The sequence below is a fragment of the Engelhardtia mirabilis genome (genome assembly GCF_007748095.1).
In the GTDB taxonomy this organism is placed as follows: Bacteria; Planctomycetota; UBA1135; order UBA1135.
Window position 1 is genome coordinate 3,394,533 of record NZ_CP036287.1, and the last position, 15,579, is coordinate 3,410,111.

At 69.4% G+C, this 15,579-nt stretch carries 11 protein-coding genes and 1 tRNA gene; 8 read left to right on the forward strand and 4 right to left on the reverse strand.

The window, feature by feature from the left end; genetic code table 11:
• Nucleotides 1-11 precede the first annotated feature (11 nt).
• Nucleotides 12-983, reverse strand: coding sequence for a class I SAM-dependent methyltransferase (locus Pla133_RS12470; protein ID WP_145065700.1), 972 nt, complete (start codon nt 981-983; stop codon nt 12-14).
• Nucleotides 984-1,044: 61 nt separating this feature from the next.
• On the opposite strand from Pla133_RS12470, the gene Pla133_RS12475 reads away from it, so the two are divergent.
• The 7 genes from Pla133_RS12475 to Pla133_RS12505 all read left to right on the forward strand — a co-directional run bounded on the left by Pla133_RS12475 (nt 1,045) and on the right by Pla133_RS12505 (nt 9,916).
• Nucleotides 1,045-1,230 (forward strand): DUF5989 family protein, encoded by a 186-nt coding sequence (locus Pla133_RS12475; protein WP_145065702.1) that lies wholly within the window; start codon nt 1,045-1,047, stop codon nt 1,228-1,230.
• A 240-nt stretch (nt 1,231-1,470) separates the two neighbouring features.
• A complete protein-coding gene (locus Pla133_RS12480) occupies nt 1,471-2,559 on the forward strand; it encodes a hypothetical protein (protein ID WP_419195443.1) in 1,089 nt (362 codons plus the stop codon).
• 68 nt (nt 2,560-2,627) lie between these two features.
• Nucleotides 2,628-3,164, forward strand: a complete 537-nt coding sequence (locus Pla133_RS12485; RefSeq protein WP_145065706.1) for a GNAT family N-acetyltransferase — start codon at nt 2,628-2,630, stop codon at nt 3,162-3,164.
• A gap of 203 nt (nt 3,165-3,367) precedes the next feature.
• Entirely contained in the window at nt 3,368-4,078 is a 711-nt protein-coding gene (locus Pla133_RS12490; RefSeq protein WP_145065708.1) for a hypothetical protein, read from the forward strand.
• 207 nt (nt 4,079-4,285) lie between these two features.
• Nucleotides 4,286-7,765 carry a YncE family protein gene (locus Pla133_RS12495; protein WP_419192433.1) on the forward strand — a complete coding sequence of 1,160 codons (3,480 nt, stop codon included), beginning with the start codon at nt 4,286-4,288 and terminating at the stop codon, nt 7,763-7,765.
• A gap of 140 nt (nt 7,766-7,905) precedes the next feature.
• Entirely contained in the window at nt 7,906-9,537 is a 1,632-nt protein-coding gene (locus Pla133_RS12500) for an integrin alpha (protein WP_419192434.1), read from the forward strand.
• A 61-nt stretch (nt 9,538-9,598) separates the two neighbouring features.
• A complete protein-coding gene (locus tag Pla133_RS12505) occupies nt 9,599-9,916 on the forward strand; it encodes a VF530 family protein (RefSeq protein ID WP_145065712.1) in 318 nt (105 codons plus the stop codon).
• A 236-nt stretch (nt 9,917-10,152) separates the two neighbouring features.
• Here Pla133_RS12505 and Pla133_RS12510 read toward each other — a convergent pair.
• The 3 genes from Pla133_RS12510 to gluQRS all read right to left on the reverse strand — a co-directional run bounded on the left by Pla133_RS12510 (nt 10,153) and on the right by gluQRS (nt 13,558).
• A tRNA-Asn gene (locus Pla133_RS12510) sits at nt 10,153-10,228 on the reverse strand.
• Between the two features lie 37 nt (nt 10,229-10,265).
• On the reverse strand, nt 10,266-12,581 hold the full coding sequence (locus Pla133_RS12515) for a hypothetical protein (RefSeq protein WP_145065714.1): 2,316 nt from the start codon (nt 12,579-12,581) through the stop codon (nt 10,266-10,268).
• Nucleotides 12,578-13,558 carry a tRNA glutamyl-Q(34) synthetase GluQRS gene (gluQRS, locus tag Pla133_RS12520; protein ID WP_145065716.1) on the reverse strand — a complete coding sequence of 327 codons (981 nt, stop codon included), beginning with the start codon at nt 13,556-13,558 and terminating at the stop codon, nt 12,578-12,580. The genes Pla133_RS12515 and gluQRS overlap by 4 nt, the downstream gene beginning before the upstream one ends.
• Nucleotides 13,559-13,893: 335 nt before the next feature.
• On the opposite strand from gluQRS, the gene Pla133_RS12525 reads away from it, so the two are divergent.
• A complete protein-coding gene (locus tag Pla133_RS12525) occupies nt 13,894-15,507 on the forward strand; it encodes a DEAD/DEAH box helicase (RefSeq protein WP_419192435.1) in 1,614 nt (537 codons plus the stop codon).
• The last annotated feature ends 72 nt before the right edge of the window (nt 15,508-15,579 follow it).

Consider the following 15,579-nt stretch of genomic DNA (forward strand, 5'->3'; position numbering starts at 1 on the left):
AGTTCGCCCCCTCACCCGCGCTTCCTGCGGGCCACCAAGGCGACAAGACCCGCGTCGGGATCGTTCAGCCCCGCCAGCATCCAGCCCGCGCGCAGGCCCGTGCGCCCCAGGGCACCGGGGCGATCGGTGGCCTCGAATATCCCGCCGCGTCCATCCTGGGGCACCGGCGGCACGCTGCGGACCCACTCGAAGCCCAGGCCCTCCAGGGTTCGCAGCACGCCCGGCATCGGCAGGATGTGCTCGAGCGGGTGGTAGTACTGGTCCTGGATCCAGATGCGCTTCTTCTCGTCGCTGAGGTCACGGCGACGCAGGATCGGATCGAGCAGCGCGATCGGCTTGCCGCGGACCTTGGACAGGCCCCGACGCAGGCAGTGGAAGGCCCGGCCCCAGGTCTCGTAGAAGCCGAGCAACAGCACGCCCCCCGGCGCAACGGCCCGCGCCACCGACGCGATCGCGCCCTCCGGGTCGGGCGTGTGGTGGACCACGCCGCGGCAGATGACGGTCTCGAAGCTGGCCTCGGCCAGGGGCAGGTCGAAGAGGTCCGCCCGCACGAATTGCAGGTTCCTGGTGTCCGTGCGCTCGCGGAAGGCGTCCCCGCAGGCCAGGGACTCCTTGCAGCCGTCGACCCCGAACACCTGGCGGTGGGGCGCGGAGAGGGCCAGGAAGGCGGCCAACTGGCCGGTGCCGCAGCCGCAGTCCACAACCCGCGCATCGGGCGGGATCGAGCGGTCCAGGGCCGCTAGAAAGCCGGATTTACGGGACCGATCCAAGATCGTGCCGGCGTCGTCCGCCGGCGCGTAGCCCGGGAAGGGCGAGTGTGTGTAGAACTCCTCGACCTCGGCGGCGCGCTGTTCGCGCTCGGTGGGGCCGAGAACGTCCAACAGGGCCCCGCGGCGAACGAAGCCGAGGGCACATGCAGGGCAGGCGGACTCGGACTCGATCGGTCCGAAACAACGGGGGCAGGTCGATTGCACGGGACTCATTGTGGGATCGCAGGGAGCGCGCTAGTCTCGTCCAAGACCTCGCCATTTGGGCGCTGAACCCATGAAAGCCTTCTTTCGAGCCCTTGGTACCCGATCGTCGACGGCAGTCGAGTTGCTTGTCGGAGTCTGGAACAGCGAGTTCTGGTGGCTGGTGCCATTGGTCCTCGTGCTGCTCTCGGTTTCGATCATCTTCGTTTTCTTGCAAGCCGCGCCCCTCGTGGCCCCCTTCGTCTACACGGTCTTCTGAGCCGTCAGGCTTCTGGTCCGCTGGGCGCTTGCCCCAACAGGTGGGAGCATTCCGTCGACCGACGAAAGCAATCGAGTGGTGCCCGCAGAGACGGCGGTCGAGCGTGACTCGACCGACGCTCGCGATGCGTCGGGGGCTCGAAGCGGGACCGATGGGAGTGGTTCGACGCTGACGAGTTCGTCGACACCCGCACGCGGCAGCTCGAGCCGCCGCGGTCCGAGCCGTCGGATCCGGTTGATCGTGACCCTGGCGGCCCCGCTGGTAGGCCTGTTGCTGGTCGAACTGGGCTTGCGCGTGGTCGTCCTGACCGACATCGTTGCGGATGAAGCCTGGGCCCAACCCCTGCGCGAACCGCTCAAGTACACCCGCCCGCGCTCACCCTCGGGGTCGGACTACTGGAAGCTGTTCTACGGGCAGAAGGAACCGCAGGAACGCTGGCTGCCCAGACGCCACCCGATCCTCGGTTGGATCCGCGAGGACTTCGATGCCCAGACCTACGAGCACGTCGACGAGGTCAACTTGGCCGGCAGGCGACCGGTCCTGCTATTCGGCTCGTCCTTCGTGCGCTGCCTGCCGCCGGTGGTGGACTGCCACGAGGATCTGCTCGAGCAGTCCCCCTGGGCCTCGGATCTGGCCCTCTTGAACTTCTCGGTCACTGGCTACGGGCTGGGGCAGGTGGGCACGCTGCTCAGCCTGGCCCTGCCGCGCTTTCGGGCCCAGAACCCGATCGTGGTGGTGGCGATCCAGATCGACGAGGACCTGGACCGCCTGACCCTGACCTTCCGCCACGGGCCCAAACCGAGCTTCAGCCTGAAGCAGGACAAGACCCTCGCCATCCACGTGCCGGACGAGCTCGACGTGGATCGGTACCTGGCGCTGCATCCGCCGCAGATCACGAGCTACGCCTGGAACCACCTGTTGTTCGGAACCGAGCTGATCCCCAACCCGCCGCGCGAGGGCTGGCGTGGGATGAAGCGGCACTGGCAGACGATCCTCCCGATCGTGCCCCGCATTCTCCTGCAGGTGCAGAAGGAGCTCGCGGGGCTGGACTACTTCGTGCTGCTGCTCGGCAGCCCGTCGTCCGTGGACCCGGACTTCAAGGGTGACTGGCGACACGCCGTCATGGCCGAGTCTCTCAAGGGACTCCAGGTACCCTACGTCTCTGCCCACGAGATGCTGCGCGAAGCCGTTCGCGGGGGAGCCCTGTCGGTCGACGACTTCTTCGACGCGGAGAACGGTCATCCCAACGAGCGCGGTGTCGCGCTGATCCAGCGTGCACTGGAACGTGGCCTGGCCGGCGACTTCGACCCCTTCACTTCCGCTCGCTAGCGCAGGCTCACTCGCCTTTCGGAAGCCCGACCCTGGCGGACTCGACGCACAACGGATAGGACCGGCGCATGGTTGATGTCGAACGAGCGGGTCCGGAGCAATGGGAGCGGGTTCGGGCGCTGCGCCTGGCAGCCCTCGCCGATGTGCCTGATGCGTTCGGTCGGCAGTTGGCCGACGAGCGAGATCTTGATCCGGCGTTCTGGCGCGGTCGCCTCGAAGGGGCGCGGGCGGCGACGTTCCTGGCCTCGATCGAGGGGCGCGACGTGGGGCTCGTGACGGGCGCGCACATCGTGGCCGAAGTCGTCGGCGGCGATTCGCCCGAAGCTGCCGCCAGCGGCGGTGCGCCTCAGGTCGGTGCCGGCCTCTACAGCATGTGGGTGGAGGCCTCGGCGCGGGGCCGGGGCGTCGGGGATCGACTCGTGGAAGCCGTCGTCGATTGGGCGCGCCGGCGCGGATGCAGCCGGCTGTTGCTGGACGTTGGAGACGACAACGGTCCTGCGATCGGCCTCTACCTTCGCCACGGCTTCGCTCCCACGGGTCGGCGTAGTTGCCTGCCACCACCCAGGGAGCATGTCACCGAACACGAGCTGGCGCTGCGGCTCTGAAGGGGGCTCGGTCACAAGCAGATCGGCCACAAGCTGGACTGATCGAGCTCCTGGATCGTCAGTCGATGGCCGCCGGGAGCGAGATCGTGATCCAGGAGGTTCGCCCGGGCTCCGAGGACCGTTACCCCATTGGTGCACTCGCGGTCGGAAGCGTTCTGAGGGCGGGAGCAATCGGAAGGCGGGAGTATCCGGAGGAACAGACGATGGCATCCAAGAAGAAGCTCAAGGGTGGCGCCCGGACCGGTGACGATCGATTGGACCGCGTGGTTCAGTTCGACGAGGCGAGCCGGGGCTACGCCATTCGTCAACGGAAGGGGCAACGCACCAGGCGCTCCTACACCTGGCGCTGCGACAAGTTCCTGGACCAGGGCGAGGAGGGCGCCTGCGTCGGCTTCTCGATCGGGCACGAGCTGTCGGCCCATCCGGCTCCGGTCCAGCGCATTGGCCCGAGCTTCTGTCGCAAGAAGATCTACTGGGAGGCCCAGCGCCGCGATCCCTGGGAGGGGGGCGAGTACCCCGGTGCCCGGCCGCACTACGGCGGGACGTCGCTGCTCGTCGGGGTCAAGGTCGCGCGCAGCATGGGTTGGTTCGAGGAGTACCGTTGGAGCTTCAGCTTCTCGAGCTTCCTGCTCGGACTCGGCTACCACGGCCCAGCGGTGATTGGGATCACTTGGCACGAGGGTATGGTCGAACCCGACGCCCAGGGCTTCGTGAGACCGACAGGCGGCGAGATCGGGGGCCACTGCATCCTCGCCAATGGCGTCGACGTGAGGGAGCGGACGGTCACCCTCCACAACTCCTGGGGCAAGAGCTGGGGCACGGGCGGCGAATGCAAGGTCCGCTGGCGGGACATGGAGGATCTACTCGCAGACAGCGGCGAGGCCGTGTTCTTCGTGGATCGCTCGACGCGTTGAGCCTGTCGGGGCCAGACGAACCGATTCTGCGCCGTGGGGGAGCCTCGCGCCCCCTCTGTCGGCGTGGGATGCCTGGAGTGCCGGTTCGCGTGCGGTCCATGTTCGTCCTTGGCGGGCCGTGTGCCTGTGACTAGTTTCGGACACCGCCCGTCGGTACCCCCGGACCGAAGTTGGCGGCCTGTTCTGGTTCCTGCCCGATCTAGCAACATGACGACTTCGAATCGCTCGCAGCTCGCGACCCTGGCAGCGTTCGTTCTGTCCGTAGCCCTTCCCTGCGGAGCTCTGACACAGGGTTCGTTCGTCAACTGGGAGCACCCCCACGTGCATCCCCTCGAACTGACTCCGAGCGGCGTGCGACTGTTGGCGGTCAATACCGCCGACAACCGGCTCGAGGTCTTCGATGCCTCCGGCGGCACGCTGGTGCCCCTTTGGCCCATCGACGTGGGCGTCGATCCCGTGTCCGTTCGCGCGCGCAACGACACCGAGGCCTGGGTCGTGAATCACGTCAGCGATTCGATCAGCATCGTGGACCTCGGCACCGGAGAGCTGAAGTGGACGCTGCCCACGGCTGACGAGCCAGCGGATGTGGTCTTCGCCGGCACGCCGCTCCGCGCCTTCGTGACGTGCAGCCAGGCGAACTTGGTGCAGGTCTTCGACCCTTCGAACCTGGCGCTGCCACCGGTCGAGATCGCTCTGGACGCCGAGGAGCCACGTGCCCTTGCCGTCTCGCCGGGCAGCGATCGCGTCTATGTGGCGATCTTCGAGTCGGGCAATGGAACCACGGTCCTCGGCGGCGACAAGGTCGAGGAGACGGTGCCTGCGGGGACGCTCTTCCCCCCCAACATCGTCGGGGAGCCGTTCACGCCCTACGGCGGTCAGAATCCGCCACCCAACAGCGGATCGAGCTTCTTCCCGGCGCAGAACCCGATCAATCCGCCGCCTCCGCGCGTTTCCCACGTCGTCAAGAAAGACGACCAGGGGCGCTGGATGGACGACAACGGTGCGGACTGGACCCAGTGGGTGTCCGGCAACGACGCCCCCCTGTCGGGGCGCATCGTCGGCTGGGACGTCAACGATTACGACCTGGCCGTGATCGAGACTTCAGATCTCTCGGTGAGCTACGTCAGGCGTCTGATGAACGTCGACATGGCCCTGGCCGTCAATCCGGTCGATGGGCGGGTGACGGTGGTGGGCACGGACGCCATCAACGAGGTGCGCTTCGAACCGAACCTGACCGGCATCTTTCTGCGCGTGCTGGCGGCGTTCGTGGACGTGGACCAAGCCGCGAGCTCGGTGGTCGACATGAATGCCGGTCACCTGGACTACTCGGTCGGCACCCTGCCCCAGACCGAGCGCGACAAGTCCATCGGTGACCCGCGGGGGATCGCCTGGAACGCCGCGGGAACCCGCGCCTACGTGACCGGGATGGGCTCCAACAACCTGATCGTCCTCGACAGCACCGGGGCCCGGGTCGGGCTGGCGCCGACGATCGAGGTGGGAGAAGGGCCGACGGGCGTCGTCCTGCACGAGAGCGCGGGGCGGGCCTACGTGCTGAACAAGTTCGAGGCCTCGATCTCGGTGGTCGATCTGCAGTCGGAGCTCGAGACGGCGCGGGTCGACTTCTTCGACCCCTCGCCGCTCGCGATCAAGCTCGGCCGCAAGCATCTCTACGACACCCACAAGGGCTCGGGCCTGGGCCATGTGTCCTGCGGCTCGTGCCACGTGGACTCGCGGCTGGATCGACTCGTCTGGGACCTCGGCGACCCCGGAGGCGAGATGAAGAGCATCGCGGGTCAGAACCTCGCGGCGGGATTGCCCGTGTTCAGCTACGAGACCTTCGAGGACTGGCACCCGATGAAGGGGCCACTGCAGACCCAGACCCTGCAGGACATCATCGGCAAGGAGCCCTTCCACTGGCGCGGCGACAAGTTCGGGATCGAGGACTTCAACGGTGCCTTCGTCTCCTTGCAAGGTGATGACGCCGTGCTCTCGCCGACGGAGATGCAGGAGTTCGAGGACTTCCTGGCCACGATCACCTTCGCGCCCAACCCCAATCGCAACTTCGACAACAGTCTGCCCACCGCGCTGGACGTCTCCGATCACCTGGCGACGGGGCGCTTCCACCTGCCCGCGGGTACGCCCCTGCCGCCGGGCAACGCGGAGATCGGGCTGCTGCGTTTCCGGCCGCCGGTGTTGCTCTCGAACAACAAGGCCTGTGCGACCTGCCACACCCTGCCCACGGGCTTCGGCACCGACCACACCTGGGACGGCACGGCCTTCGTGCCCCTGCCCCTGGGGCCCCTGGGCGAATCGCACACGATGCTCACCGCGAGCCAGACCCAGGCGGCCCACACAGTGCGCGTGGCGCCCCTGCGAAACGTGTTCGAGCGCACGGGCCTGAGCTACAACCGGGTCAACAACCGCTCGGGAGTCGGGATTCGCCACGACGGAACGATCGATGCCGTCGAACGCACCATCAGCAACCCGATCTTCACCGGAATCGACTCGGACCAGGACGTCGCCAACCTGGTCGCGTTCCTGATGTCCTTCTCCGGCAGCGAACTACCCCTTTCCGACGGGACCAAGCCTCTCGAACCACCCGGGCCCCTCTCGAAGGACACCCATGCAGGCGTCGGGCGGCAGGTGACCATCGAATCCCTGGCAACCACGTCACCCGAGCAACTCGCAACGATCCAGACCATGCAGGCCATGGCGGATCAGGGTCGCGTCGGGGTCGTGGCCAAGGGACGCCGTGCGGGAGAGGAGCGTGGCTTCACCTACGTGGGCGCGGACCTGTGGCAGTCGGACCGGGCTTCGGAGCTCGTCTCCACGGCCATGTTGCAGTCGGGGGCCACACCCCAGGAGAAGATGGTCTTCGTTCTGGTGCCCCTCGGCACCGAGCTGCGCGTGGGGATCGATCGCGACGAGGACGGATTCCTCGATCGTGACGAGCTGGACGTGGCGGCGGATCCGGCCGATCCGCTCAGCACCCCGGGAGCCTGTGTGGCAGCGATCCCGGCCGCTCCCGTGAATCTTGCGGCCAGTTCGCCCGACAAGTTTCAGATTCGGCTGACATGGAACGACCTCGCCGCGGACGAGACCTTCTACGAGGTCGGACGGTCCGTGGCCGGCGTTGGCAAGTTCGATCTGATTGCGCGACTGCCCGCCGATACGACGTCATTCACCGACATCGGGCTGCTCTGCGGACAGCCCTACGACTATCGGGTCGCGGCCCGGAACTGCGCCGGTGCCGCGGCCGCGACGATCGCCGCGGTGACAGACGGCTGCCAGAGTCTGGTGGGGGACGTCGCACAGCTCTCGCTCGCTTCCGGCGGGACCCAGAACCTGGCCTTGGAAGCCGGACCGACCTTGGCTGGCGCGATCTACCTCGTGCTCGGCTCGTTGAGTGGCACCGCTCCGGGGTTCTCCTTGGACGGCGTCGTGCTGCCGCTCAACGGCGACGACTACTTCCAACTGACCCTTCTGAGCGCTTCCGGCCCGCCGATCGTCAACTCACTCGGCGTGCTCGACGACTCGGGGAGGGGCACGGCGGACTTGGTCCTGCCTGCAGGCAGCGCTCCGACCTTGGTCGGGACCACGGCTCACCATGCCTTCCTGGTCATCGATCCAGCGAGTGCGGCCGTGCGGTTCGCGAGCAACGCCGAGTCGGTGAGCCTGGTTCCCTAGTGCCCAGGTTCAGGCATTCGGTATCCCTTCCCGGGCTCCGATCGCCGCAGGCGTCGTCGTACCTCCTCTCGCCCTGGCTCCTGGCGAGCCAGTTGGTTGCGGGGGTGTGGGGCGTCTCGCAGCCTGTGCTCGAGGACGAGGTGAAGATCAGCTCTCACTCAGGAGGCTTCGGGGGCCCCTTGGAAGACTTCGACTGGTTCGGGCGTTCCGTGGCCCATTTGGGCGACTTGGACGGCGACGGCTTCGGCGACTTGGCGGTCGGAGCCGTGCGCGCCGACACGGGAGGCATCGATCGAGGGGTGGTCTGGATCCTGTTCCTGGACGGAGCCGGTGGCGTCCGCGCGTCGGTCGAGATCGGCTCTGGCGTTGGTGGGTTCGCGGGCAGCCTGGCCGACGGCGATCGATTCGGTTCGGCCCTGGCCAACCTGGGCGATCTCGACGGCGACGGGGTCTGCGATCTCGCGGTGGGAGCCAGGTTCGACAGCGACGGGGGCGCGAAGTCCGGAGCCGTCTGGATCCTGTTCTTGCGGCCGGACGGCACTGTTCGAGCGCAGCAGAAGATCAGCGCGACCCAAGGAGGCTTGGGTCCCGGCCTGGACCCCGGTGATCGCTTCGGAGCGGCTGTCGCGTCGATTGGCGACCTGGACGGTGACGGCGTGGCGGAGCTCGCGGTCGGCGCCCCCTACGACGGGGATGGCGGCGCTCGCAGCGGCGCCATTTGGATCCTGCACCTCACGCCCGGAGGGATGGTCGCCGGCAGGTCGAAGCTCAGCGCGACCTCCGGCTGGGCGGGCTCAGGCCTGGACCCGGGCGATTCCTTCGCCCGATCCCTCGCTGCCCTCGGCGACCTGGACGGCGATGGCACGCCGGACCTGGGCGCCGGTGCGATCGGCGACGACCAGGGAGGATCCAACGCCGGAGCGGTCTGGATCCTGTTCCTCGGCTCCGATGGCAGCGTGAGCGCGAGCACCAAGATCGCCAGTCAGACCGGTGGCTTCAGCGGTGCGCTGGATCCGGAGGACGTCTTCGGCCGCTCCTTGGCCGTGGTGGGGGACCTGGATGGCGACGGCGTCTCCGAGCTGGTGGTCGGCGCCGACCAGGACGACGACGGCGGCGTGAACGTCGGGGCCCTTTGGCTGCTCTTCTTGCAGCCCTCGGGAGTCGTCCGCGGCGAGCAGAAGTTGAGCGCCACCAGCGGCAACTTCAGCGGCGACCTCGACCCATTCGATCGATTCGCATTCTCGCTGGCCGCGATCGACGACCTCGACGGTGACGGGCGAGCCGAACTCGCCGTGGGCGCGGACGCGGACGACGACGGCGGACCCGATCGCGGCGCCGTGTGGATCCTGTCCCTGTGCCGTGAAAGCGATTGCCCCGTGCTCTGGTCGGACACGGCCACGGTTTCGCTTTCGGCCGGTGGCAACCAACTGCTGACCATGGAGACGGGCCCTGGCCTGGCCGGGTACCCCTATCTGCTGCTGGGCAGCCTCTCCGCGACCGGGCCAGGCCTGACCCTGGACGGCCACCACTTGCCACTGAATCCCGATCCCTACTTCGAGCTCACGCTGATCGAGCCGTCCAGCTCACCACTGGTCGGCTCGTTCGGGGTGCTCGACGCCCAGGCGGAGGCGCCCGCGAGTTTCGCCCTCCCGCCGACGAGCGACCCGGCGCTGGCCGGGGTGGTGGCGCACCACGCGTTCGTGGTCTTCGACGCCTCGTCGCTCGAGGTCAAGGCGACGAGCAACGCCTTGGCCGTCAGCCTGAAACCCTGAGCGAGGGCACGGGCGCAGACTAGAATCCGCGCCACAGTCCTGCGCTGCGCCACCACCCGCCATGAACGAAGAGCAACCCAAGAACCCCCTCCACGGCATCACCCTGAAGGCCGTCGTCGAGGACCTGGTCGAGCGCTACGGCTGGGCCAACCTGAGCGAGCGCATCCCGATCCGCTGCTTCGAACTGGACCCGAGCATCCAGTCCAGCCTCAAGTTCCTGCGCAAGACCCCCTGGGCCCGCAAGAAGGTCGAACGCCTCTACGTCGCGAGCCTCCGCAAGCGCCAGCGCACCGCCCGACGAGCGGCGCTCGCGGCCGAAGCCCGGCAGGCGGGCGCGGCGGAGGGTCAACCCCCGACGCCGACCGAAGGACTCGAGTAGGTTCCTGTCGCCCGCTCGCAGGACGAGTTCGGTCTGCGAGGTCCGTGGCGGTAGCGATGCCACGACACAGCAGCGCCGAGACACAGCAGCGCCGAGACACCTGCCCGCACCGATTCCACCGGGCCGTCCGACGCCCATCGGGTCCATGCGGTCCGGCTCTTGGCCGCACTGCTTGCCGGGACAACTCGACTTCCGTTCCGGGAGGACCCTCGGAAGGAGTAACGCCGTGGAAGAAGTGGCTCCCCGAGTAGGACTCGAACCTACGACCTAGCGGTTAACAGCCGCGCGCTCTACCAACTGAGCTATCGGGGAACTCAGGCCGACTAGGGTAGGAATCGGCCAGGGGGAGTCAAGGCCCTGAGTGCGGTGCGCGAAAGGTGCCGGGGGCTGGGACGGAGGCGGCGGCCCGGGCGCCGGAGGGGTGTAGCAGCGCCACGGTCCAGAGGACCTCGCCGAGCGCGATGGCGGGGCCGCCGTCTTGCGGGCCAAGGCGCTGGATGAAGGCTGGCCATGGGGCGCGCGGCACGTCCGCAGCCCCCGGGGCGGCGCTGGGGTCCACGTGCAGGAGGCCGATCTCGAGCTGGAACACGCCGTCCGGACCGGGGACGGCGGCAGCGTCCGCGAAGACTTCGATCGATCCCTGACGGGTCTTGAAGGAGATCGTGAGCCGAGCGGTGCGCGGCAGGATCCAGCCCGGCGGCAGGGTCACGCGGAAGGGCCCCGGCGGTCGCACCGGGTCGAGCTGGAGCTCCGACCCGATGCCCGGCCCCTCCAGGCCGAGTGGCGGGAGGGTCTCCAGCAGCCCTGCCCCGACGATGCCGGGTCCGCGGATCTCGATCGCCGCCAGGCCGCGGGCCAGCCGGAAGTCGATGCTGCGCGGCGCCTCCGAGGCCAGGTCTCGGCCCCCGGCTCCGAGCTCGGTCGGGGCAACCTCCACGCTTGTCGCCAGGCGGCGCCCGTCGTCGGTGATCCAGTCGACCTGAAACACGCCCGATTTCTCAACCTCCAGGCGCAGGCCCGCGAAGCCGCGGGTCGGGATCGGAGGGTCGAACCGGGTGGTCAGGGCTCCTGCGACCGGGGTCCAGGTCAGCTCGCGGTAGTGATCGAAGCCTTCAGACCAGGCCATCGTGTCGGTGCCGCGCACGACGAGGCGACGGGAGGCGCGAATTCGGTCGAGCTCCTCGAGCGGCGCATCGGATCCGACCTCGTCGCGCTGGACGTCGAGCAACCGCACCCTGCCCTGCAACAGGCTCGGGTCACCGAGGGCTTCGAGCAGTTGCTTCTCGCCGACCACGTCCACGATGCGCGGACCTGCCCCGGACCGATGGGGCCCCAGCGGCGCCAGGAGTGCCCGGCCCAGGAGCGGGCCGACCTGGGCGATCCCACCCATGTCGAAGGGCGGCCAATGCAGGATGAGCGTGTCGTTGGGTCCGAGCCCTGCACCAGCTTCGAGCAGAGACTCGAGTTGCTGGCCGCGCTCCGCCGCGGCGATCCCCTCGGTCTGCCGCACGTGACGTCCCAGGATCACGTCGACCAGGAGGGCAACTGCGAGAAGGGCCAGCCCGACGACTCGACTCGCCCGGCCTCGCGCCAAGGCCGCGGCGACGGCCAGCCCGCTCCACAGGGCCACGACGGCCAGGGGCAGGTAGGCGGCGCGGCCGAGGATGTTGGTCAGCTGCCCCTCGTAGAGCGTGCCCACGGGGGCGGTCACCGCGACCAGGGCGCCCGCGAGGGCGAGCCAGCGACGCGCCGCGCCCGGGGCCGCGACCAGGCCGCACAGCGCGATCGCCCCGATCCAACCGAGCGCGAGCTGCAGCGGGGTCGCCAGCTCGAAGAGGCCGGCCAACGCCGGCCGCACGTCGGCGAAGAGGGGATCGCGGTTCCAGGGCAGCAGCGCTTGACCCAGGGCTGCGACTCCCCGCACCAGGATCTGCGGCGCGTCCACCAACGTCGGCGGCGTGTGCTCGTCGTAGGTGGGCCGAAAGCTGCCCAGGTAGAGAATCCGCCCCAGGGCGCCGGCCAGGAACGCGCCTCCGATGGCGATCAGTTCGCGTCTTCGCCGTGCGGAGCGCGCGGGTAGCAGCAGGCACCAGAGGGCCAACACCGGCGGTATCACCATGCCCGGCGTCTTGGACACCATGGCCAACCAACACAGCACCGCCAGCGCGGCCACGCCGCCCTCGCGCTCGCGGCCCGCGAGAAGCGCGCGCAGGGCCGCGACCCCGAACAGGGTCATCAGCAGGTCGCCCCAGGCGGAGGTCCACGAAAAGGCCTGGGCCGCGCCGTGGGCCAAGCCGAACAGCAGGGCGGCTATCAAGCCGGCGGCGCGAGCTCGGTGGGGGGCCAGCTTCGACGCCACGCTCGCCACGAGGGCCGTCACCACCAGGTGCAGAGTCAGGCCCACCACGTGGTAGCCGAACGCCCCGTGGGGCTCGGGCAGCGCGAATTCCAACACGCCCCACAGGAACCACAGGGGCCAGCGCAGGGCGAAGCGCGGGACGTGCTCACCGTCGGCCGCGAAACCCATCGAGAACAGCTCCCAGGGTCGGCCGAGCAGCGCGAAGTCGTCCACCTGGAAGGGCAGGTGGAGGACCCAGGCTTGGGCGATCGCGACCACGCCCAGGACCACGATCAGGAGCGGGTCGATTCGACGCAGGGCGTTCATCGCTCGCCGCCTGCCCGCGAGGGGAGGAGTCGATCGGGGCGGAAGACAACCGGCTCGCGGCCCAGGCGCGCGGGGTCCCAACGGTCCAGCCAATCGCGGGCGCTGTGCCGCGCACCGCGCTCGCCCATGCCACAGGTCTGCGCCAGCCAGGCGATCAGATCCGTCGCCGCGACGCCCTGTTCGCGCAGCTCCGCCAAGGACGGGTCGCCGTCGCGCTTGGCAAGCCGTCGGCCGGCCGCGTCGACGACCAGGGGCAGGTGCATCCAGCGTGGCTCGCGGAGCCCGAGTCGCTGCTGCAGGATGGACTGGCGCACGGCGCTCGGCAGCAGGTCGTCGCCGCGCACGACCTCGGTGACGCCCTGGCGCCCGTCGTCGACCACCACCGCCAGTTGGTAGGCGATGGCCCCATCGCGGCGCACCAGGAGGAAGTCGCCGCACTCCTGCGCGGGCTCGGCCCGGAACTCGCCCGCCAAGGCGTCGTGGATCGCGAAGGACCCATCGGGGACCAAGAGCCGCACGCCGGCGGGCTGGCCACTCTCCGCCTCGGCCTCCGCGACGCTCGCGTAACGCCCCCGACAGGTGCCTGGGTAGCGCAGCTCGCCGCCCGTCGCGTGGGGGGCCGAGAGGGCGCTGCGGATGTCGGTCCGCGAGCACACGCAGGGGTAGGCGTCACCGGAGGCGAAGAGCCGCTCGACTGCCTGTTGGTAGGGGGTCAGATCCGTCGACTGGAGCAGCTCGTCGTCCCAGTCGAGCCCGAGCCACTCGAGGTCGCGCCGCGCGGCGTCCGCGAACTCCGGGCGACAGCGGTCACCGTCGAGATCCTCGATCCGCAGGTGGATGCTCCCACCTTGGGTTCGTGCCGACCACCAGGCGGCCAAGAAGCTGCGAGCGTGGCCCAGGTGTAGGGGCCCAGTGGGGCTCGGGGCGAGGCGTCCGACAACCGTGGCGTCGTCGCGGAGCGTGGCGGGCGGGCCCATCGTCGGAATGTTAGCGCCGCGCAAGCCTCGACCGACGGTCAGCGTCCCGCGGTCGGCGCCCGCCTGGTCCGACCTCGCGCAACCGCTCCCATCGCCGACCTCCGTGACCCGTCGATCGGGTCGAATCGCAGTTCCGTGAGAACTAAGGGGAGCCAATCGTCCAACTTCGGCCGATAGAGACTATGTTCCACCAGCCGATCGAAGCCCCCTGGGCCTCGGACTCGGCCCCAAGAGAGGCGGCAATGGCCGCCTCGGCCGCACTCAGCGGCCGCCGGCGCACGACAGGGCCCCCGACAGGGCCGCGCCGAGCACCCTTCCGATCGCTCCCATCTCTGTTGTGGGGAGCAGATCCAGGGCGATCGCCCGCCAACAGCGCGGCGACGCACAGCGAGACCGTTATTTCTCGACGTACATCCTCTGCCCGTCCGGCGACCACGCGCGGACCGGCAGCCCCTGACCAGCCCGCCGCCCCCGAGGGGCGCCCGGCGGCCAGCTTCGACTCCCTCGACCTCAGCCCGGAACTCTCCAAGGCCGTCACGGCCGCCGGGTTCACCGAACTGCGGCCGATCCAGGCCCACGCCCTGCCCCACGCCCTCGCCGGGCGCGATGTGCTGGGCCTGGCCCAGACCGGCACCGGCAAGACGGCGGCCTTCGCCTTGCCGATCCTGCAACGCCTCTTGGGCCGCCGGGCCAACGCCCCGCGCGCCCTGGTGGTCGCGCCGACCCGTGAGCTCGCGGCCCAAGTGCAGGCGGAGATCGCGCTGCTCGCGAAGTTCACGCCGCTGACCTCCATGTCGATCTTCGGCGGGGTTCCGATCCCGCGTCAGGTGCGAGCCCTGCGCTCCAACCCGGACATCGTGGTGGCCTGCCCCGGAAGGCTCCTCGACCTGATGGGGCAAGGCGCCATCAAGTTGAACTGCGTGGAGGTGCTCGTCCTGGACGAGGCCGACCACATGTTCGACATGGGCTTCTTGCCCGACGTCCGCCGCATCCTGAAGGCGCTCCCGGAGCGTCGCCAGAACCTGCTCTTCTCGGCCACCATGCCGCGCGAGATCCGCAAGCTCGCCGACACGGTGCTGTTCAAGCCCGCAGTCGTCGAGCTCGCCAACGCGCGCCCGGCCGAGACCATCGCCCACTCCATCTACCAGATGACCGAGGGTGACAAGGTCGGTGCCACCGAGGCGCTCCTCGAAGGCGACGACTTCCGCTCGGCGATCGTGTTCCTGCGCACCAAGCGGCGGGCCAAGAAGCTCGCCGAACGCCTGGACGCCCGCGGCCACCGCGCCGTGGCCATGCAGGGCAACATGAGCCAACCCCAGCGCGAGCGCGCCCTGCGCGGCTTCCGCGACGGGACCTTCGACGTGCTGGTGGCCACCGACATCGCGGCCCGCGGCCTCGACATCGCCGGCGTCAGCCACGTGATCAACTTCGACGTGCCCAACACGCCCGACGCCTACACGCACCGTATCGGCCGTACCGGCCGCTCGGAGCAGACGGGTCAGGCCTTCACCTTCGTCACCGCGGAGGACCACGACCAGGTGCGCCAGATCGAGAAGCGCCTGGGTGCGCCGATCGACAAGCGCAAGCTCTCCGAGTTGGGGCACATCGAGAAGGCGACGTTGAAGGGCGCCACCGGACGCGGACGCAGCTCCGACGACGGCGGCTCGAGCCGAGGTAGTTCGGGCCGAGGTGGTCCGGGCCGTGGCGGTCCGAGTCGAGGCGCAGCGCCGCGCGGTCGCTCGACGCGAGCTGCGGGGCCCAGCGCTCCGCCGGCCCGCGCACCCGCGCGCAAGGTCTCCTCGACGGCCAAGGTCTCCAACGCCCCTGCCGCCGCTTCTCGCGGCGGCCCCGCCTTCGGCGTGGGCGTGCACGAGTCCTCCGGCGGCGGTCAACGGCGCCAGGACGGCGGCGGTGGACAACGCCCGCCGCGTCGTCGGCGCGGCGCCTGAGCCCGGTCCGTCGCCAGGTTCCTGACCGCGAGTCGGGAACCGTGCGGCGGTGGATCAAGGTCGCCGCAAGGA

Coding starts and splice junctions, on each gene's coding strand:
- Pla133_RS12515 (WP_145065714.1), bottom strand. CDS start 12,581: ATGAACGCCCTGCGTCGAATCGACCCGCTCCTGATCGTGGTCCTGGGC.
- gluQRS (WP_145065716.1), bottom strand. CDS start 13,558: ATGGGCCCGCCCGCCACGCTCCGCGACGACGCCACGGTTGTCGGACGC.
- Pla133_RS12505 (WP_145065712.1), top strand. CDS start 9,599: ATGAACGAAGAGCAACCCAAGAACCCCCTCCACGGCATCACCCTGAAG.
- Pla133_RS12485 (WP_145065706.1), top strand. CDS start 2,628: ATGGTTGATGTCGAACGAGCGGGTCCGGAGCAATGGGAGCGGGTTCGG.
- Pla133_RS12495 (WP_419192433.1), top strand. CDS start 4,286: ATGACGACTTCGAATCGCTCGCAGCTCGCGACCCTGGCAGCGTTCGTT.
- Pla133_RS12490 (WP_145065708.1), top strand. CDS start 3,368: ATGGCATCCAAGAAGAAGCTCAAGGGTGGCGCCCGGACCGGTGACGAT.
- Pla133_RS12475 (WP_145065702.1), top strand. CDS start 1,045: ATGAAAGCCTTCTTTCGAGCCCTTGGTACCCGATCGTCGACGGCAGTC.
- Pla133_RS12470 (WP_145065700.1), bottom strand. CDS start 983: ATGAGTCCCGTGCAATCGACCTGCCCCCGTTGTTTCGGACCGATCGAG.